General features: G+C 45.6%; 17 protein-coding genes. 16 read left to right on the top strand and 1 reads right to left on the bottom strand.

The genetic code is table 11. From position 1 onward, the window contains the following. Positions 1-33: 33 nt before the first annotated feature. Complete coding sequence (locus ABD744_RS19000) at positions 34-816, top strand: class II glutamine amidotransferase (protein WP_344800152.1); 783 nt, start codon at positions 34-36, stop codon at positions 814-816. A 93-nt stretch (positions 817-909) separates the two neighbouring features. Here the strand turns inward: ABD744_RS19000 and cysK are convergent, their stop codons facing one another. Next, entirely contained in the window at positions 910-1878 is a 969-nt protein-coding gene (gene cysK / locus ABD744_RS18995; RefSeq protein ID WP_344800151.1) for a cysteine synthase A, read from the bottom strand. Between the two features lie 272 nt (positions 1879-2150). Here cysK and ABD744_RS18990 point away from each other — a divergent pair, with 272 nt between their 5' ends. The 15 genes from ABD744_RS18990 to ABD744_RS18920 all read left to right on the top strand — a co-directional run bounded on the left by ABD744_RS18990 (position 2151) and on the right by ABD744_RS18920 (position 18748). After that, positions 2151-3005 carry an AAA family ATPase gene (locus tag ABD744_RS18990; RefSeq protein WP_344800150.1) on the top strand — a complete coding sequence of 285 codons (855 nt, stop codon included), beginning with the start codon at positions 2151-2153 and terminating at the stop codon, positions 3003-3005. Positions 3006-3020: 15 nt separating this feature from the next. Continuing rightward, the gene (locus ABD744_RS18985) at positions 3021-4199 is read left to right on the top strand and encodes a vWA domain-containing protein (protein ID WP_344800149.1); all 1179 of its coding nucleotides are present in this window, start codon (positions 3021-3023) and stop codon (positions 4197-4199) included. Positions 4200-4365: 166 nt separating this feature from the next. Further along, the gene (locus ABD744_RS18980) at positions 4366-5442 is read left to right on the top strand and encodes an FAD:protein FMN transferase (protein WP_344800148.1); all 1077 of its coding nucleotides are present in this window, start codon (positions 4366-4368) and stop codon (positions 5440-5442) included. A 97-nt stretch (positions 5443-5539) separates the two neighbouring features. Next, a complete protein-coding gene (locus ABD744_RS18975) occupies positions 5540-8446 on the top strand; it encodes an HzsA-related protein (RefSeq protein WP_344800147.1) in 2907 nt (968 codons plus the stop codon). 31 nt (positions 8447-8477) lie between these two features. Then, positions 8478-8966: a hypothetical protein gene (locus ABD744_RS18970; protein ID WP_344800146.1), complete on the top strand. Its 489-nt coding sequence runs from the start codon at positions 8478-8480 to the stop codon at positions 8964-8966. Next, positions 8966-9763 carry an SH3 domain-containing protein gene (locus tag ABD744_RS18965; protein ID WP_344800145.1) on the top strand — a complete coding sequence of 266 codons (798 nt, stop codon included), beginning with the start codon at positions 8966-8968 and terminating at the stop codon, positions 9761-9763. The genes ABD744_RS18970 and ABD744_RS18965 overlap by 1 nt, the downstream gene beginning before the upstream one ends. A gap of 2 nt (positions 9764-9765) precedes the next feature. Next, positions 9766-10413, top strand: coding sequence for an outer membrane beta-barrel domain-containing protein (locus tag ABD744_RS18960; RefSeq protein ID WP_344800234.1), 648 nt, complete (start codon positions 9766-9768; stop codon positions 10411-10413). Positions 10414-10443: 30 nt separating this feature from the next. Next, positions 10444-10926, top strand: a complete 483-nt coding sequence (locus tag ABD744_RS18955) for a TlpA family protein disulfide reductase (RefSeq protein WP_344800144.1) — start codon at positions 10444-10446, stop codon at positions 10924-10926. 4 nt (positions 10927-10930) lie between these two features. Continuing rightward, positions 10931-11188, top strand: coding sequence for a DUF4266 domain-containing protein (locus ABD744_RS18950; protein ID WP_344800143.1), 258 nt, complete (start codon positions 10931-10933; stop codon positions 11186-11188). 22 nt (positions 11189-11210) lie between these two features. Beyond that, positions 11211-12329 carry a DUF3570 domain-containing protein gene (locus ABD744_RS18945; RefSeq protein WP_344800142.1) on the top strand — a complete coding sequence of 373 codons (1119 nt, stop codon included), beginning with the start codon at positions 11211-11213 and terminating at the stop codon, positions 12327-12329. Further along, complete coding sequence (locus ABD744_RS18940) at positions 12304-12876, top strand: AraC family transcriptional regulator (protein ID WP_344800141.1); 573 nt, start codon at positions 12304-12306, stop codon at positions 12874-12876. The genes ABD744_RS18945 and ABD744_RS18940 overlap by 26 nt, the downstream gene beginning before the upstream one ends. Positions 12877-12890: 14 nt before the next feature. Continuing rightward, positions 12891-14924 carry a tetratricopeptide repeat protein gene (locus ABD744_RS18935; protein ID WP_344800140.1) on the top strand — a complete coding sequence of 678 codons (2034 nt, stop codon included), beginning with the start codon at positions 12891-12893 and terminating at the stop codon, positions 14922-14924. Continuing rightward, positions 14921-17836 (top strand): tetratricopeptide repeat protein, encoded by a 2916-nt coding sequence (locus ABD744_RS18930; RefSeq protein WP_344800139.1) that lies wholly within the window; start codon positions 14921-14923, stop codon positions 17834-17836. The genes ABD744_RS18935 and ABD744_RS18930 overlap by 4 nt, the downstream gene beginning before the upstream one ends. Continuing rightward, positions 17817-18473 (top strand): tetratricopeptide repeat protein, encoded by a 657-nt coding sequence (locus ABD744_RS18925; protein WP_344800138.1) that lies wholly within the window; start codon positions 17817-17819, stop codon positions 18471-18473. Before ABD744_RS18930 ends, ABD744_RS18925 begins: the two co-directional genes overlap by 20 nt. Then, the gene (locus tag ABD744_RS18920; RefSeq protein ID WP_344800137.1) at positions 18470-18748 is read left to right on the top strand and encodes a hypothetical protein; all 279 of its coding nucleotides are present in this window, start codon (positions 18470-18472) and stop codon (positions 18746-18748) included. Before ABD744_RS18925 ends, ABD744_RS18920 begins: the two co-directional genes overlap by 4 nt. Positions 18749-18861: the final 113 nt, after the last annotated feature.

Raw genomic sequence — 18861 nt, 5'->3', positions numbered from 1 at the left:
TCTTTATTTTTTCAGCATTTATCGAGGTTGAGAATGTGTGAGTTATTAGGCATGAGTGCCAATGTTCCGACTGATATCTGTTTTAGTTTTTCGGGATTGTTGGAGCGAGGCGGGCGTACTGGCCCTCATAAAGATGGTTGGGGCATAGGGTTTTACGAGGGCAAAGGCTTTCGTTCGTTTATAGACCCGGAGCCGTGTTGTGATTCCGTATTGGCTCGTTTGATAAAAGACTACCCAATGAAAAGTAACACTGTAATCAGCCATATCAGGCAGGCAAACTCGGGCGGTATTAAACTTGAAAATACCCACCCTTTTTCTCGTGAGTTATGGGGTAAGCACTGGTGTTATGCGCACAATGGTCAATTAAAACAGTTTGAAAGTTTGCCCTGTGAGATGTACTCACCGGTGGGAGAAACGGATAGCGAACATGCTTTTTGTTGGTTACTGAGTCAGATTTCACAAATTAACCCGGATGAAACCGAAAAGTGTGACTTTGCTTTTCAGATGAAGCCAAAGCTGGATCATTTGCGGTCACTGGGCGTGTTTAATATGCTGATGTCTGACTCAGTGTACTTATACGCATACTGCACCACCAAACTGTCTTGGATTACTCGCAGAGCGCCGTTTGGTGAGGCGAAACTGAAAGATGTGGAATTGCAGGTGGATTTTGGTACAGAGACGACGCCTAATGATGTGGTGACGGTCGTTGCGACAGAACCATTGACCCATGATGAAGAATGGCATCAGATGAAAGCAGGGGAGTTGGTGGTTTTTCGGCAAGGTGAGCTGGTTTGCCGTGTTGAGGGCGAGGCCTGATTTAATGATGCAGCTTACGCTTGTTGGAATGATAGGGCAAATGGAAAGAGCCTGAAGATAGCTCAGGCTCTTTCCATGGTGTTTCGAAGTTGCTTACTGAACCGTTTCGTTTTCAGTAAACATGCCGTCGAAAAGTACGGAAGAAAGATAGCGTTCACCTGAGTCAGGCAAAATAACGACAATCGTCTTGTCTTTGTTTTCCGCTTTCAAAGAAAGTCTTTCAGCGGCAACCATTGCTGCTCCACTGGAAATGCCAGCCAAAATGCCTTCTTCTTTCATCAGCCGTTGAGCCATCGCAATGGATTCTTCGTTGTCTACCTGTTCAACGGCATCCACCAAATCAAGGTTCAGATTAGCAGGTACAAAACCAGCGCCAATGCCCTGAATTTTATGAGGCGCAGGTTTGAGTTCTTCTTTTGCTAATGTCTGGCTGATGATAGGAGAGGCAACCGGTTCTACCGCGACGGAAAGAAGGGCTTTCCCTTGAGTGTTCTTGATGTAATTGCTTACACCGGAAATGGTTCCGCCAGTCCCCACGCCAGCAACAAAAATATCCACGTTACCATCGGTGTCTTCCCAAATTTCAGGGCCGGTGGTTTGTTCATGAATGCTCGGGTTAGCCGGGTTTTCAAATTGCTGCAGCATTAAGCGGCTTTCTGGTGCTTCTGCGATCAGTTCTTCCGCTTTCGCAATAGCTCCTTTCATGCCTTTTGCTCCTTCGGTTAATACAATGTTAGCGCCCAGTGCTTTCATGACTTTACGGCGCTCAATGCTCATGGTGTTGGGCATGGTCAGGGTAAGCTTATAACCACGTGATGCGGCGACAAACGCCAGTGCAATGCCTGTGTTGCCGCTGGTTGGCTCTACTAATTCCATGCCTGATTTTAGCTTTCCGCTTTTTTCTGCAGCCCAGATCATCGCAGCCCCAATACGACATTTTACACTGCCTGCCGGGTTTCTGCTCTCAACTTTAGCAAGGATGTTGCCATTTCCGATTCGATTGATTTTAACGAGGGGGGTGTGTCCGATGGAGAGAGAATTGTCTTCAAAAACCTTAGCCATGATCGTTCCTTCCTAAATCTGTTTGTGAGTTTCGAGTCTGTGTCTTTCGAATACGACAGCTTTTATGTGGTTTCAGCTGTTCAGTACAGACTGTACAGGTTGACGCTTACTGAGAAAAGGAAAGTGGGTTGAAGTTCCTCTTTTTTTGGTTTTTTTCATCGTTGGTAGGTGAAGTGGTGGATAAATTCGGCCGTTTATCAAGGTAAGATTGTGGTTGATGAATGAACTAGTTAATATATCAACTATATTTGATCCGCTTTAGAGGTTGTACGATGAAATTTGAAGGCACCAATGATTACGTAGCTACGGATGAACTGAGAACCGCAGTGAATGCAGCGATTACGCTACAGCGTCCTTTGTTGATTAAAGGTGAGCCTGGCACAGGTAAAACCATGCTGGCTGAAGAGTTGGCAGCGTCTTTGAATACCAGATTGATTCAATGGCACATTAAGTCTACGACCAAGGCACACCAAGGTTTGTATGAGTACGATGCGGTTTCGCGTTTGCGCGATTCGCAGTTGGGTGTAGATCGTGTGCACGATATCAAAAACTACATTAAGAAAGGTAAACTTTGGGAAGCCTTTGAGTCTGAAGAGCAAGTAGTTTTGCTGATTGATGAAATCGATAAGGCAGACATTGAGTTCCCGAACGATTTGTTATTAGAGATCGATAAAATGGAATTCCATGTGTATGAAACACAGGAAACCATTAAAGCGAAAACGCGCCCGATTATCATTATTACTTCAAATAATGAAAAAGAACTGCCGGATGCGTTCTTGCGTCGTTGTTTCTTCCACTACATTCAGTTCCCGAATAAAGACACCATGGAAGAAATCGTTAAAGTGCATTATCCCGAAATTCAGCAGAATTTGGTTCGCGATGCGTTGGACTTGTTCTTTGATGTTCGTAAAGTGCCTGGTTTGAAAAAGAAGCCTTCCACGTCTGAACTGATTGATTGGTTGAAGTTATTAATGGCGGATAATTTATCTTCTGAAGCGTTGCTGGAAAAAGACAGTGCCAAAGCCATCCCTCCTTTGTATGGTGCACTGCTAAAGAACGAACAGGATGTCCATTTGTTAGACCGGTTGGCTTTTATGAGCCGAAGAGCTACGAATAACCGAAACTAAAGCAGAGGCCTGATTATGTTGGTCGACTTCTTTTATGAGGTTCGCAGAGCGAAAGTGCCTGTCACTATCCGTGAGTTTCTGGATTTGCTGGAAGCTCTGGAGCACAAGCTAGCTTTTGCGGATCTGGATGAGTTTTATTTGCTCAGCCGTACTGTCATGGTAAAAGACGAAAAATATTTTGATCGCTTCGATAAGGCGTTTGGCTCTTATTTTGAAGGCATTGAAATGCTGGATGATCTGTTTGATGCGAGTATTCCGGATGACTGGCTGCGCAAAGAACTCGAAAAAATGCTGACTGAGGAAGAAAAGGCTCAAATTGAATCCCTGGGTGGGTTTGAAGAGCTGATGGAAACTCTGAAGAAGCGTTTGGAAGAGCAGAAAGAGCGTCACCAAGGCGGTAACCGTTGGATCGGAACTGGCGGAACGTCACCTTTTGGTGCAAACGGTTATAACCCGGAAGGCATTCGGATTGGCCAAGAGAAATCTCGTCATAAGAAAGCCGCCAAAGTTTGGGAGCAGAGAACGTTTCGTGATCTGGATGATTCCATTGCTTTGGGTATTCGTAACATTCAGGTGGCGCTTCGTCGTTTGAGAAAGTTTGCCCGGGATGGTGCAGAAGAAATTCTGGATTTGGATGATACCATTGAGTCCACCGCGAAAAATGCCGGTTATCTCGATTTAAAACTGGTGCCAGAACGAAAGAACAAAGTGAAAGTGTTGTTGTTCTTTGATGTGGGTGGTTCGATGGACCCGCACGTTCGGGTTTGTGAGGAGTTATTCTCTGCAGCCAAGACAGAGTTTAAGCACATGGAATATTTTTATTTCCATAACTGTTTATACGAATCTGTGTGGAAGAATAACTTACGTCGCGGTGCTGAGCGAATGGATACTTATGACATCATTCATAAGTATGCTTCGGACTACAAAGTCATCTTTATTGGCGATGCATCTATGGCGCCTTATGAAATTACTCATTCCGGCGGCAGTGTGGAACACTGGAATGATGAACCCGGTGCAGCCTGGATGCAGCGAATTGTGGATCACTACGATAAAGTGGCCTGGCTTAACCCTCTGCCGGAAAGTCAATGGGGATGGGGCGGCTCAATTCAGATCATGAGTGAACTTATTTCTGATCGTATGTACCCAATGACGATTGAAGGCATGGAGCGGGCAATGAAGGATTTGAATAAATAATTTGGTTCACTTTCGAAATATGTGACCTGAATTGAGATTCATTGGCTCGATTAATGCTACTATTAGAAAGCCACCTGCGATTGTGAAGGCAGTAACAGGTGGCTTTTTAATGTCTGTTAAACCAGTTCAGTGATGGACCCTTGGTCCAAAGATATGGAAATCTAAATTGAATTCGTTACCCCTTTCTTCCGGTGAGTCTCGTCTCGCTTTTCTTGTTACTTTTCTTGTTAAATGTGTCATCAATTCTATTGTTGTTACTTTGATCGGTAGCGTGTTTTTCTTTGCTGCGATTGAGGCTGTGGCGTTTACTCATACAGCTGAGGACGGCTCCGAATATAAAACCTTCCAAAGCAAGTCCATGGGGACCTTATTTAGGATGGAGCTGGCTGTTCCGTCAGGGCAAAATGGTCGCGAAATTTTTGATGCTTGCCTCGCCAAGCTGAATGTCCTTGAAGCTCGCTGGAGTCCCTGGATTGAGCGAAGTGATGTTTGGAATATTAATCAAAGTGGTACTTCTTTTGTGTCGGTTGATGGCTCGACCTTTGATTTATTGGCTCGGGCGCGACAAATTTCTGAACTGACTGGTGGTGCGTTTGATATTACCTTCGCATCGGTGGGCTATTTATACGATTTCCGGAAACATCAACGGCCAAATACAGACCAGTTGCAGGCCCACTTAGATGCCATTAACTATACTAATGTTCAGTTGGATGTCGAAAAAATGCAGGTTCAGTTGGCGGATTCAAGAGTCAAAATTGACCTTGGAGGGATCGCTAAAGGTGAGGCAATAGATGCGCTCTTGAGACTATTAAAAGCGCGTGGCGTTCGCTCTGCCTATTTTTCATTAGGCGGTGACTCCTATGTTTTAGGGCAGAAAAAGGGGTACTCCTGGATGCTGGGGATCAGGCATCCAAGATCTGAGGATACTCCTATTGCTCGGATTCCACTGGAGGATGTAGCTGTGTCTACGTCCGGGGACTATGAGCGGTTTTATATTGATGGTGGTGAGCGGGTCCATCACATTTTGTCGCCGGATACCGGCGTGTCTGCGGATGGGCTGATGAGTGCGACGGTTATCGGCCCTCAAGGTTGGAAAACGGATGCTCTCTCAACGTCTTTGTTTGTCATGGGGGCTAAAAGAGGCATGGCTTTGATTGAGTCCTTGCCCGGCTATGATGCAATTGTGGTTGATCCGAACGGTAAGATTTTTGCGACCAGTGGTTTAATTTCATCTGGTAACTGATTGATTCAAAAAATAACAAGAGATATGTGAAGGCGGTCACTCGCCAAGGCTCAATATGGCTAATAATAAAGGCATATCTCAATCTAGGGTAAATATCATGAGGCTCTTTTCTCGTTGTCTAGCAGTTGTTTCAGTATCACTCCCAATGGTGCTGATTTCAGGCTGTTCTTCTGAACCCGGCTCAGGCACTTCTTCGGAAGATGGGTTGCTTGTTGAGGGACAATTTCCGGTCGTATATGTGAAGCGGTCTACGGATTCACTGGGCAATCCAACTGATGGGATTCGGACTAATGCGGGAGGGGATTTGTATTTTCGGGAAATTGCTTCCGCCAGTGCTTCTGAACTGAATGTGACGCGAGTGTATACCCAAGGTGCCGGAGATGTGTCGGACCCTGAAGTGGCTTACGACGGCTCAACGGTTATTTTCTCAATGCGAGGCCCGAATGACAGTACCTGGAATATTTGGGAGTACGACATCGCATCACGTACTTTATCCCGGATCATTCAGGACGATGCGGTAGCCAATGCAGGCGATGATGTTGACCCGGCTTACCTACCGGACGGACGTATTGTGTTTTCATCGAATCGTCAGCAAACCAGCTTGGCGTTGATGGAAGCCGAAAACAAAGAAGGCTTCCAGTATCTGGATGAATATGAACGTGAAAGAGTGATTGTGCTTCATCGCATGAATGCCGATGGAACCGACATCGAGCAAATCTCCTTCAATCAAAGTCATGATCGTAACCCGACCGTGCTTTCAACCGGAGAGATCATGTATTCCCGTTGGGACCATGTTGGAGGCCGAAACCATTTTCCCGTCTTTACCATGAATCCGGATGGCACCAATACCTTTGTATTTTATGGCGCCTTCAGTCCAGGAAACAGTTTTTTGCATCCCCGCGAGACAGAAGATGGTTTTGTGGTCAGTGATCTGATGCCGCTCTCTGGTACGAATGAAGGGGGTGGTTTGTATGAAATTGATGTGCGAAATTTCTCTGAGAATAATGAAGTTGCCCCAAATTATGCGGGAACGCGTGCCCAAGGGCAGTTAGAAATTTCGCCTAATTCAATCCCGCTGGGCAGGGGTATTTCGCAATACGGTCGCTTTACTACGCCTTACCCTCTGTGGGATGGCACCAAAAGAATTCTAGTGAGCTGGACCCCCTTTATTGAAGGGCAGGAAACCAATGTACTGACTGGTGAAGTCGCAATGACAGAAGGTACACCAGCTTATGGCATGTACATGTACGACCCGAATAAGACCACGATGCGACCATTAGCCCTGCCGACACCAGGGGTGGCTATTACGGATGCTATCCCGGTTTTGCCGCGCCCTGTGCCGAATGTGATTTCCGATAAAACGGCAGACCCAGTTTTGGTGGCCGAAAATAAGGCGATTCTGAACGTGAAAAGCGTTTACGATACGGATGGTCAAAACCTGATGGGCAGTGCTATGTTGGTCGGGAGCGAGAATATTCCCCAGCTGGACGGCAGCCCAGACCTCAATGTAATGAAAGATCCTGCATTGACGGCCGCTTCGGAGCGTCCCGGACGTTTTGTTCGGATCACCAGAGCGGTTCCTTCGCCGCCTGGCCTGGATCGCGAGTCCATTGGTGAGTCCATGTTTGAAATGCAGGAAATCGTTGGCTATGCACCCTTAGAGCCGGATGGGTCGTTTAAACTTGAAGTGCCTGCCGATACACCGCTGGGCATTACTGTGTTGGATGAAAAAGGGCGAAGCATACAGGTACACACCAATTGGATACACGTTCGCCCAGGTGAAACGCGGACATGTAATGGCTGTCACTCGCCTCGCCGTGGCAGTGCCCTGAATGGTGCTGGCATTGCCGGAAACCATATAAATACTTTATTAGCGACGGAAGCTGAGTCCGGTGAGTCGATGGCTGAGACCGCAACTCGTGTGGATTCCACCCGTCTTGATATTAAGCCCGATTTAAGTTTTGTTGATTTTTGGACTGACCCGGCCGTCAGAGCTGCGGATGCTGATTTATCGATTGATTACTCTGGTGTCGCTAACCCTCCGGTGAATGGCGTGATTAATTATCCAGAGCACATTCAGCCGATCTGGGATGCGAATTGTGTGGTGTGTCATAACGACCCGGACAGTAATAATGCCACGTCGGCCGGTTTGGATTTAAGAAATACAACGACCGGTCGTGGCCGATTGCAGTCCTACGATGAATTGGTGATCGGTGATCCGTTAATGGATGAGAACGGGCTGCCGATTATAAGACAGATGGACGAAGACAGTTTGGAGTTGGAAGTCGTTCGTGAAGCGCCTATGGTCAGTGCCAGTAATTCACGAGGCGGCAGTCGGGCAAGCTTCTTAACGGAGGTGTTGTTTGGTGAGGAACTGAGAGCCAGTGGGGATCTATCGGAAATCACAACAGATCATACGGGCTTTTTGAACCCGTCTGAGCTACGTTTGGTGACGGAGTGGATCGATCTGGGGATTCAATACCTGAATACCCCTTATGAGACAGGCGCTGGCGACGATGGCTTTTATGCCGTCAGTGAAATTCGAAGCTCAATCAGTGGGTTGAGTTCTGAGCTTTATGAGTCCGATGTGCATCCGGTCATAATGACTTGGTGCTCACGATGTCACCAACCGTTTGGGGGAAGTGGCGTCTCAGGCCCGCTAAATGGTGGCTTTGAATTCACTAAGTTTGTTTTAACTGGCAGCATTGAGGGTGACTTTAATATCACTGCGTCTATGATTCATGATATATCAGACCCGGATAATACAGCATTGCTGGCACGAGCGTCGTCGGATGCCATTGCCCCTAACCCGTTGCATCCACAGCGCGAAGTGGCAAACCCTTTGTACCCTGATGATGCTTCGTCGGACCCGGATGACCCTAACTTTGTTTCAACCGATCCGACGCACCCGAGCTACATTGCACCAACAATATGGGTGCCTATTTGGGATACTTCGTCTGCAGAGTATCAGGCTGTGCGAGATTGGATCAGTGCCGGGCTTTAAATAAGAAAAATTAATTGAACATGGAAATTAAATGACGTTTTTTAAAGGACTGCGAAGGACACTGTCGCTGCCACTCTTTGGTTTGTCTTTGACGATCATCGGTTGTGGCGGAGAGTCAGTGTCAAATACTGAAACCGCAGTGAATCAGCAATTGATTTTCAGTGATTATCAAGCGACTGTTAATCCTATTTTTGACCTCGATATTGATGGCAGAACCTGTTCCTCTTCCGGGTGCCATAACATCGGCAATGGCTCCGGTGGTGGTTTGAAACTGTATTCGAATGCGACGCCTGACTCGTTTGAAATGGACTTTAACTATCGCGTCGCACAATCATTATCTAATTTGACCACACCTTCGCAAAGTAAGTTGTTGCTGGAGCCGTTGGCAGGCACTTTCTCTATCACAGGAAGTCATGCCGGAGGGGATATCTTCGACTCAGTGAATGATGTGAATTATCTGGCCATATTAGCCTGGATATCTAATCCGGAAGAAATAACTGACAGTGAAGGAACCCCTTAATGCGAGTAGTTCGTTATGCATTGTTGATCCGGGTTATCTGTTTTCTGTCGTTCGGTTTGATAACAACCTCCGTTAATGCTGAAGACAGCTTTCTAAATAAGCTGCCATTTTTTGGGGGGAGTGAAGAGCGTGTTTCTTTGTTGGTGAAAGACACCTTCGTTGATTTGTATACCGGGCCTGGTTACGGATTTCCTCGTCAATACAGCGTCAAAAGCGGAGAAGTGTTAGAAATTGTCCGTCGTCGTACCAGTTGGTACAGGGTTGTGACTGATTCTGGTATAGAAGGCTGGGTGGAAGAAGAGCAACTCGCCGGGCTGGAGTTACTGAATGGTAATGGCAAAGACTTTGAAGAAGCGGTGCTGGATGATTTTTACGAGGCGCGCTTTGAGTTGACTGCGATGGCGGGTGTTCTTGAAGAAGATACTCAGGTCAATGTGCGGCTGGGTTTTAAGTTAACGGAATTTTTGGAATTGGAAGGCACTTATGGCCAGTCATTTAACGACTTTTCTGATACCCGTTTTTACAGCCTGGGCATTCAGGCGAAGCCTTTAAGAGGCCGTCGTTGGGAACCGTATTTCGGGTTGGCCACAGGCGAGTTAGAAAATGACCCGAATGACTCTGTCATTGGTGCGAAAACTACCACCGACGATATTACTATGGCGCAGTTAGGGGTTCGGTTTTATTTTACCCGTAACTTCGTATTAAGAGGGGAGTTCGGTCGTTTGCTGCTGCATGTGGATGACGATCGTAGGGATGATTTGGATTTAATCAGTGTTGGGATAGGAGCTTTCTTTTGAACGTGTTTGAATTAGTAAGAGCAGTTGGTTTGACTTTATGCGTAGGTGTCTTTTTTTCAACCACTGTGCAAGCCGAAGAAAGTGAAACGGCCAGCGAGGAAGGCGATTGGATTTATCGACCTGACTTGAGTGAAGAGGATGTGGATATTCCGGCCATTGACACTGAAAACTTTGAAATATCTGCTTTTACCGGAGTTATTTCCATGGAGGATTTTGGCTCAAATACATTCAGTGGTGCTCGCCTGGCTTATCATCCGCTAGACTTTTTATTCATTGAAGGCAGTTGGGCAACAACAGAAATTGATGATGATAACTATCGCCGATTTGGTGTCCCTTTGTTTGACGAAGAGACTGAAACGGTGGATTACTACGACGCATCCATCGGGTTGCAATTGATGCCCGGTGAGGTGTTTATTGGTAAATGGGCATTTTCCTCTTCGTTGTATTTGGTTGCAGGTATTGGCAGTACCGGCTTACTGGATGAGGATCTGGAAACGTATAATTTTGGTCTGGGTCTTCGTGTTTTGGCCACCGATTGGTGGGCTTTGCGTGTTGAAGCGAGAGATTACATGTTTGAATCCGATTTATTAGGTGAAAAAGAAATGAAGCACAATTTGGCGTTAGCGCTGGGTACCAGTGTTTTCTTTTAACGATATTTACAGCCTGAATCCGGAGGTATTATGAAAAAAGCGTATTGGTTTTTTATCTTGCTGTTGAGCGGTTGCTTTGTCCAAGCTCATGCAGAACAGCAGGCGCCTGATTTTGTGCTGAAGTCGGTGGCAGATGGCAATGTTCGGTTGAGTGAGCATTATGGTGAAGTGATTCTGTTGAATTTCTGGGCAACCTGGTGCGGCCCTTGCCGTAAAGAGTTGCCAGTGCTGAATAATTTACAAAAAAAATACGAACGAGCCGGCTTTTCTGTTCTTGCTGTCAGTGTTGATGAAGCCGATGCCAAGGTTGCAAACTATGTTGAGCCGTTTAAGTTATCTTTTCCGGTGTTGCTGGATGAAGAGCACAAAGTGGTAAAAGAATATGATATTCAGGCCATGCCGGGGTCTGTGTTTCTTAGCCGGGATGGTGAAATCAAGTATGTGCATTTGGGTTATAAAGAAGGCGATGAGGCAAAGTATTCGAAAATCATTGAATCTTTGCTAAAGGAGTAACGGCGTGCGTTATTTGGATTCGGCTCTGAAGGTTAGTAAATGCATGATTTTGCTCTCGATGGCTCTGGTGATGTTTGGTTGTGTAAAAATTCCTGAAATCAAACCCTGGGTGGCACCTTACGAGCGAAGCTTGTTAAGCCGAGAAGAAATGATACGGGTACGCCACTCTCATCCGGGACAGTTCAGAGAGCATGTTTATGCGGTTCGTGGAGCTGCACAAGGCGCCACAGGTACGCAGGGCGGTGGTTGTGGCTGTAATTAAATTTTCTTTATTGAGATTACACATGGAATCGGTAATCCGTTTTCTGAATGTTGTTGTAAGTATCGTGTTTTTGGCGTTTTCCTGGTCGTGTTTTGCGATCACGCTTCCCAAGGATAAAGCGGAGGCGACGTATCACTACTATGACGGAGGAGGCGTTGAAGTTTCCGGGCCTGCGTTATTCGTTCGAAAATCGGTGGCGGATACGGTGTCTGTAACGGCGTCTTATTACGTGGATGCCGTTACTTCCGCCTCGATTGATGTTGAGACGTACGCGAGCCCTTACGAAGAAGACCGGACAGAATACTCTGTGTCTGCGGACTATGTAGAAAACGACGCAAAAATTACCGTTGCGTATGTTAACAGTGAAGAAAGTGACTATGAGTCGGATACGATCCATTTTGATTATCAGGAAGAGTTTTTTGGTGGTTTGACTACGGCGTCTTTGGGTTACTCATCAGGCAGTGATGATGTATTAAGTAATACCAGTGATTTTAAGGATTTTGCCGATCATGAGTTTTATCGTTTAGGGTTGTCTCAGGTGTTGACGCCCGTGTTTTTAATTCGTGCTAATTACGAACACGTTTCGGATAAAGGGTTTTTGGGCAGTCCTTATCGTAAGTCTGTAGTTAATGGCGTTTTATTTGATGAAAACCTGCCGAGAACGCGAAGAAGCGATGCATTTTCGTTTGGTGCAGATTACTTTATTGAGACTTGGTCGGCAGCGATTAAAGCTCAATATCGGTATTTTTCTGATACTTGGGACGTAAAAGCGGATGATTTTCGACTTTCAGTAACAAAATCTTTACGATCCCACTGGATCATAGAGGGGTGGGTTCGCTATTATGGCCAAACCTCAGCGAGTTTTTATCAGGATCAGTTCTCCTCGATCTTTCAATATCGAAGTCGGGATAAAGAACTCAGTGATTTTGATTCATATAGCTTAGGAATAGGATTCGAGTATCTTATAGAAGATACAGATTGGTTAAAGGAACCCTCCTTTGCTATAGGTTCTGAGTGGATTCGTTATCAATATAACGACTTTTACCAGTACCAAAATGGCGACTTTAATCAAAATAATAACAAACGACTCTATGAGTTTGACGCGACGATAATTTATGTTTCTTTCAGTACAGGTTTTTAAGAACTTCACCCGAACTTCTTTGTTCGCATTGCTTTCTGCATTTTCCATCGCGGCTTGGTCTGCAAATGCTTGGTCTGCAAATGACAATGGCTCCGAAACGATTGTTCCTTTACATGAGCAGGTGCAATCCTTGAAGAAAGTTGTACTGGAACTCAATCGAGACCTTTACTTGTTGGAAGAGGCGTTACTGTTTCCTTCAAGCACTCAGGTGTCGGTGTTTGTGTCCGTGAATACCACCAACTTATTTGAACTGGACTCAGTGTCTTTAGATATTGATGGCAAAGAGGTTGCTAATTACCTTTATACCGAAAAGCAGTCCGAAGGCTTGAAAAAAGGTGGTGTTCATCGGCTGCATGTTGGTCATCTGAAGTCAGGTAGCCATCAATTGGTTGTTACGTACCGTGGTGTTGGGCCTAAAGGACGGGAATACCGTCGGGTAAAAGAGCATGTTTTTAGCAAGGATACTGAAGCCAAATTCCTTGAAATAAGCATTGTGGGTCAATCTGAAGATTTGCAGCCTGAATTTCAGGTTCGTGAGTGGCAATAATCGAGGCGCGTTTTGTGTTGTCACTTTTTCAATTAAAACTTCTTCGTTTGGACCCTAAACCAATGTTGAAGAGTCGTTTGCTGGTCAGTGGATTGTTGGCGATTTTCAGCTTCTCGTTTTGCTTCTCTAATGCCTTGGCTGCAGATTCTGTTCCCAATTCTGTCACATCAGACGAGTCGGTTGCTCGGTTGTCCTTAAAGCACGTATTGTATTCTCAGTATCAAGAAGATTATTTGACTGCGATTACAGATGTGCTCGTGGCAGAATCAAAAAACATCTGGAACCACCTCCCTAAAGATGGTTTACGCGAAGGTTCCGAACAGCAAGAACCCTTAAAACAAAACCTACAGTTGATTGAAGCCAGCTTATACCATTATTTTGGTTTGGAAGCGGAAGCTGAAAAGCGGTATCTGTCGGTAGCCAACAGTGATTCGCAACACTTACCAACGGCCTATTTACTGCTTGCTAAATATTATCATGAGCAGACGCAGTACAAGAACGCACTTAAGTGGCTGGCCAAGATAGACACAGAGTTACTGAACGAGAACACCCAGGGCCTGACTTATTACTATCAGATTGATTCTTACCTTAGATTAGGTGATGTCAAAAGAGCGTCTGCTGTGTTTGATAAAGCCTCAGAAGGCGAGTGGCTTTCGATATTGGCTTACAATTCTGATCGCATTGTCAGTAACAAAGACAAGGGTACTCAGTCGTCTCGTTTTCTTCAGAATAACCCCTTGCTTACGTTGGATAAAGAAGACTTGGTTCCAATGAAACGAGAGTTGTTGGCTTTTCAGATGATACAAGCCGGGATGGATGCCGTAACCGCGAAGGATTGGCCTAAAGCGGTGACTGCTTTCTCTAAGGTGCCAAAGGACTCGATGAGGATAGTAGAAGCCAGACGCTGGCTGGCATGGAGCCTGGAAAATAATGATCAGCTTGAGCCCGCTTCGAGAGTGTGGCGAACTTTAACAACTGCTCCGGGTTATCAGGCGATAGATGCCCATATCATGGCTGCCACGTCTACTGAAGCTATTGGTGATAAGGCCAAAGCCTTGGCTTGGTTCGAACGCAGCATAGGATTTTACAGCGATCAATTAACTGAAATTGGTTCACAAACCCAAACGTTGAAGCAAGGTGAGTGGTTTGAGCGCTTAACTTCTTCTTCGGATTCTTTTTGGTCTCCGGTAGTGTTAACCATTGATCCGCAGAATGAACTCTACTTATGGACTGAATCGGTTTGGCAAACTGAAGGCTTTCAGCAGTTGTTAGCGGATTACAGGGATCTGGTGCAACTTACCGAACTTCTTAAAGCCAAACAAAGTTATATGCCTACATTTGAGTTTATGGTTGAGAACAGAAAGGCGGCTTATGATAACTCAGTGGATCGGGTAACAGTGATGGAGCCGGAAGCAAGGTTGATCAGTTATCGCAAAGAAGCCGAGCACCATAAGCGAAAACTGAAAGAGGTGTCTGACTATAAAGATGTTTTTGCGATCGGCACTAAGCAACAACTTATCGACCAAGGGTTGCTGAACCGGGTAAAAGAGAACCTGGCGAAGCTTAAGGCGATGAAAGGTTACGCTCAAAAAGTGAATGTAGCGCCTTATGAATCCCGGTTTGATCATCTTCAGGGCATCTATTTATGGGAAATGAGAGAAGCCTTCCCAGCCAATTACCGGACTTATCAGCGCGAAATTCTATCGCTGGAGTCCGGGCTTGAAGATTCAGCAAAGGCTTTGAATAAAATGAACAAAGCCAAGGCCTTGGCGCCCAAACGGTTTGAGGGCTTTTCTAAACGTATTGTGGCGTTAACGGATCAGGTTTCGGATGTGGTTGACCGTTCGGTGGCGCTAAGAAATCAGTTGAAAAGCGAATCCATTGCATTATTAGAACAAGAGCTTCAAAAGCGTGAGCGGGTTGCCCAGCATTATCTGGAACAATCTATTTTGGCATCAGCGAGAATTCGCGATGAAATTTCCAATGAGCTGGGTGCCAGTGCTTTTGAACAGACTAATAAGGTCGCTCAACAGGGAGGTGCCCAATGATTGCTTTTATCCGTTGTGGGCTCATCGTTGTTTCGTTATTTTTGATAGCGGCTTGTGCATCCGAACAGGTACTGGTTCAGAGCGAACAACCAAATGTTGTTGAGCGCCAGAAACCCAAAATTGAGTCCGTTGACGAGATTGACCGTGCGGTTATCCCTGACATCGCACCTGTAAATGTGCAGGCTGTGACTCACACTTCAGTGGTGCAAAGCTATCAAAAAGCGTTAGCCTTAATTTCTGATCCTGCCATCCGGGCTAAAATTGAGCGAAGGTTAGCTGGCTTGGCGATGGTTGAAAGTGAGGAAATGCAGGTTCAGGGTGAAACCGTAGAACAGCAGCGGGCCGCGTTGAATAAGTTTGATTCGACCATTCTGTCGTATAAGAAATTCTTAAAAGATTACCCTGATCACCCGGATAACGACATTGTTTATTACCAGTTGGCCAAGGCTTATGGGCTGAAAGGTGATCTGGAGACCAGTGATAAACTGTTGGCGAAGCTACTTGCTTTGTTCCCGGATTCAAAGTTGGCGGCGGAAGCGAATTATCGCAGGGCCGAATACTTTTATAGTTCAAAAAAATACCATATTGCTGAACGAGCCTACAAACAAGTGCTGAAACAGGGCTCCGAATCTAAGTTTGATAAAAATGCTCGATACATGTTGGCTTGGTCGCTCTTTAAGCAATCTGAGTATGAGCTGGCTCTGGATCAGTTCACTGTGTTATTGGACGAACTTGCACCGACTAAAGCGGTATACGACACCTTAACCAAGAACCAAAAAGCGTTGATTGAAGACTCCTTCAGAGCCATGAGTTACGGTTTCTCTTACCAGGAAGGTGGAGACTCGGTGGTTGCTCACTTCAATAAACACGGTAAAAAACACTATGAGTCGCTGGTGTTTTCGAGTTTAGGGTTGCTCTATCAAAGCAAGGAGCGTTATCAGGATGCCGCTGATACTTATCTTGCTTACATTAAACGCCACCCTTTAGCGGAAGATGGCCCGGATGTGTATGCTCGAGTGATCAAGGTGTATGAGTTAGGCCGTTTCCCATCTGTAATTATTCCTGCCAAAGAAGAGTATGCAACCCGCTATGGTATTCACAGCCAATGGCATCAGGCGCAGTCTTCTGTTCCCGAAACACATACTCTGAGATTAAAGTCATATATTAGTCAGCTCGCGAGCTACTTCCATACTCGCGGTCAGAAAGCTAAGAAAGCGCCTGAAAAGCAAAAAGAGTATTTTGGCAAAGCCATTGTCTGGTATAAAACCTACATTGAAGACTTTCCTAAAGAGGCGGATGTCGCTCAGAAATTCCATAGATCCGGCGATGTTTACGTACTGTTGGGTGAAACGCACAAAGCTGCGGCCGTTTATTTGAGTGCGGCTTATGAGTACCCGGATTATGACATTCTGGCTCGCTCATCAGCAGGGTACTCGGCCGTCGTTGCATATCAAACCATCGCCGAAGCCTCTCAGTCAGAGGCCGACCAGAGAGCAAAAATTACTCAGTCTATGAGGTACGCATCTGAATTTGCTAATGACGCGCGGTCTATTGGGGTTCTGGTTGATGCGTCTGAAAGCCTGTTGAAATTAAATGATTACGAAGAAGCCAGAAAAACAGCTCAGAGTGTTATTGTCCGGTTGTTGGAGTCGGGTAAATCGGAATATTCAATTGATCAAGACCGGAGTTCTTTGTCTTGGCAGCCGTATTCGACCCGTAAACACCGTCGGGCATCCTGGGTGGTGGTTGGTCATGCTTCATTTGAGTTAGCGGACTACCCGAAAGCAGAGCATGCTTATACTCAAGCCTTGCGCCTAATGGGCAAAAAACACAAGCTTTATCCGTCATTGCGTCAGCGTGTCGCGATCAGTATTTATCGACAAGGCGAGCTATTTGCCAAAAACAATGAGAACCAAAAGGCTCTGGATGAGTACTCTCGCGTCTTAGTGGTGATTCCCGAAGCCGATATTAAGGTTCAGACTCAGTACGACATCACAGCTCAACTCTTGATTCTAAAGCAATGGCCTGAAGCCATTAAGAAACTGAGCGCATTTCGGAAGACTTACCCTAAACATGAACTTTCAGGCGGCATCCGAGGCAAGCTGATTTATGCCTATGAGGAAAGTGGTCGTTGGGCTGATGCCGCAAATGAATTGACTGTCTTGTCGAATGACGAGAAGGAAAACCAGGACACCCGTCGCAAGGCTTTGTATCAATCGGCTGAGTATTATGAAAAAGATGGCCGTGTTGATAAAGCGATTGATCGATACAGAACCTATGCGCACGGATACCCCGACCCATTTGTGGTCAATTTGGAAACACAGAATAAACTGGCCGAGTTGTATAAAGCCAAAGGCGAAACGAATAAGCGTAAGTTTTGGCTGAAGAAAATTATTAAGAACGATCGTAACGCCGGTTCTGATCGTTCAGCCCGTTCTCAATACCTGGCGGCTTCCGCCTCTTTTGAATTGGCGGAAGATGATTGGAAGCGCTTTACCCGGGCTAAATTAACTTTGCCATTAGGTAAATCGATCAAAGTTAAGCAAAAAGCGATGCAAAAAGTCATCAAGAAATACACCTCAGTAGCGGACTATGGGGTCGCGGAATACAGTACGGCTTCAACCCATCGCATTGCTGAGGCGTATTATCGGATGAGCCAGGATTTGATGGACTCTCAGCGTCCGAAAGGGCTGAATGCACTTGAGCTGGAGCAATACGATATCTTGCTGGAAGAACAAGCCTATCCGTTTGAGGAAACGTCCATTGAAGTCTATGAAACGAATGTGGCTCGAACTAAAGACGGCGTTTATGATCAGTGGGTTAAAGACAGCTTTAGTAAATTGGCAATAATACTGCCGGCCCGTTACGCAAAAGAAGAGCAGGTTGAAGGGTATGCTGAAGTTATTCAATAAATGTATTCTGGTTGGCGTATTGTCTGTCTTGGCCGGTTGTGCGACACAAAAGTTCTCTACTGGGGACCCATCGCCAGCTACGGTTATTCAGCCTGCTGCGATCGTTAAAGATTACAGTGATTATGCGGCTTTAGGTTTGGTTAATGTGGATGCGGACTTCCAAAATAAGTTTGCACTTGCCCTTCATGCAATTAAGAAGAAACAGACTTCAAAAGCTGAAACTCAGCTGGATCAGTTAATCTCACAACGCCCTGATTTGGTGACGCCGTTGTACAATCGGGCGGTTTTAGCTCAGTCTGAATCACAGATGGAGCTGGCTTTTGAGTTGTTCGCAAAGGCGCATTTTATTGATCCTGCAAATACCCGTGTATGCAATGCTTACGGGCGAGCACTTCGCCTGGAGGGTGAGTTCCAAAAAGCGAAAGAGGTGTACGAAACCTGTTTAAGTTTTGAGGACCAGTCCCCAGTTGTACATAAAAACTACGGAATCTTACTGGATCTTTACCTACAAACCCCGCAAATTGCGCTAAAACAATATCAGGCTTACCTGTCAAAAACGCCCGTTGAAGATCGTAGAGTCAAGGGGTGGGTGGTTGATTTAGAAAGGCGCTTGCAAGCCAAAGAGGCTCAAAGATGAGATTAAGGGTATTCCTGCTGTTGATCCTGTCCTTCATTGCGAATGTGTCGCTGGCATCAGAGGTAATTGAGCTGGAAGGAATTTTTGTTCGGGGAAATCAAGAACAACCTAAGGTGCTTTTCATTATACCTTGGCAGACGGATGCGGAATTGAATGGATTAAAACAGGAAATTAAACCTGATTTAACGCCGACCGACGATTATTTGGATTATTTTAAATTCAAACGACAGGTGGACAGTCACCAACAAGCTATTCAATCTTCTTCTGATTCCTGATATTGACTGAATTAATCGACAACTGAGTAAATCGATAACTCAGTTAATCGACGGAAGCTGAAGTGGAATTTTGGGTATTTAATTTTTAATTGATAAGTAAGTTATACGAGAGA

The sequence above is a fragment of the Litoribacillus peritrichatus genome (assembly GCF_039537985.1).
Taxonomy (GTDB): Bacteria; Pseudomonadota; Gammaproteobacteria; order Pseudomonadales; family Litoribrevibacteraceae; genus Litoribacillus; species Litoribacillus peritrichatus.
This window is presented reverse-complemented; position numbering and strand designations above follow the sequence as displayed.

What these genes read in the sequence shown, in the direction of transcription:
- ABD744_RS18940 (WP_344800141.1), top strand. Translation starts at nt 12,304, where the DNA reads ATGTTTCTTTCAGTACAGGTTTTTAAGAACTTCACCCGAACTTCTTTG.
- ABD744_RS18985 (WP_344800149.1), top strand. Translation starts at nt 3,021, where the DNA reads ATGTTGGTCGACTTCTTTTATGAGGTTCGCAGAGCGAAAGTGCCTGTC.
- ABD744_RS18975 (WP_344800147.1), top strand. Translation starts at nt 5,540, where the DNA reads ATGAGGCTCTTTTCTCGTTGTCTAGCAGTTGTTTCAGTATCACTCCCA.
- ABD744_RS18970 (WP_344800146.1), top strand. Translation starts at nt 8,478, where the DNA reads ATGACGTTTTTTAAAGGACTGCGAAGGACACTGTCGCTGCCACTCTTT.
- ABD744_RS18920 (WP_344800137.1), top strand. Translation starts at nt 18,470, where the DNA reads ATGAGATTAAGGGTATTCCTGCTGTTGATCCTGTCCTTCATTGCGAAT.
- ABD744_RS18930 (WP_344800139.1), top strand. Translation starts at nt 14,921, where the DNA reads ATGATTGCTTTTATCCGTTGTGGGCTCATCGTTGTTTCGTTATTTTTG.
- ABD744_RS18925 (WP_344800138.1), top strand. Translation starts at nt 17,817, where the DNA reads ATGCTGAAGTTATTCAATAAATGTATTCTGGTTGGCGTATTGTCTGTC.
- ABD744_RS18955 (WP_344800144.1), top strand. Translation starts at nt 10,444, where the DNA reads ATGAAAAAAGCGTATTGGTTTTTTATCTTGCTGTTGAGCGGTTGCTTT.
- ABD744_RS18945 (WP_344800142.1), top strand. Translation starts at nt 11,211, where the DNA reads ATGGAATCGGTAATCCGTTTTCTGAATGTTGTTGTAAGTATCGTGTTT.
- ABD744_RS18990 (WP_344800150.1), top strand. Translation starts at nt 2,151, where the DNA reads ATGAAATTTGAAGGCACCAATGATTACGTAGCTACGGATGAACTGAGA.
- cysK (WP_344800151.1), bottom strand. Translation starts at nt 1,878, where the DNA reads ATGGCTAAGGTTTTTGAAGACAATTCTCTCTCCATCGGACACACCCCC.
- ABD744_RS19000 (WP_344800152.1), top strand. Translation starts at nt 34, where the DNA reads ATGTGTGAGTTATTAGGCATGAGTGCCAATGTTCCGACTGATATCTGT.
- ABD744_RS18965 (WP_344800145.1), top strand. Translation starts at nt 8,966, where the DNA reads ATGCGAGTAGTTCGTTATGCATTGTTGATCCGGGTTATCTGTTTTCTG.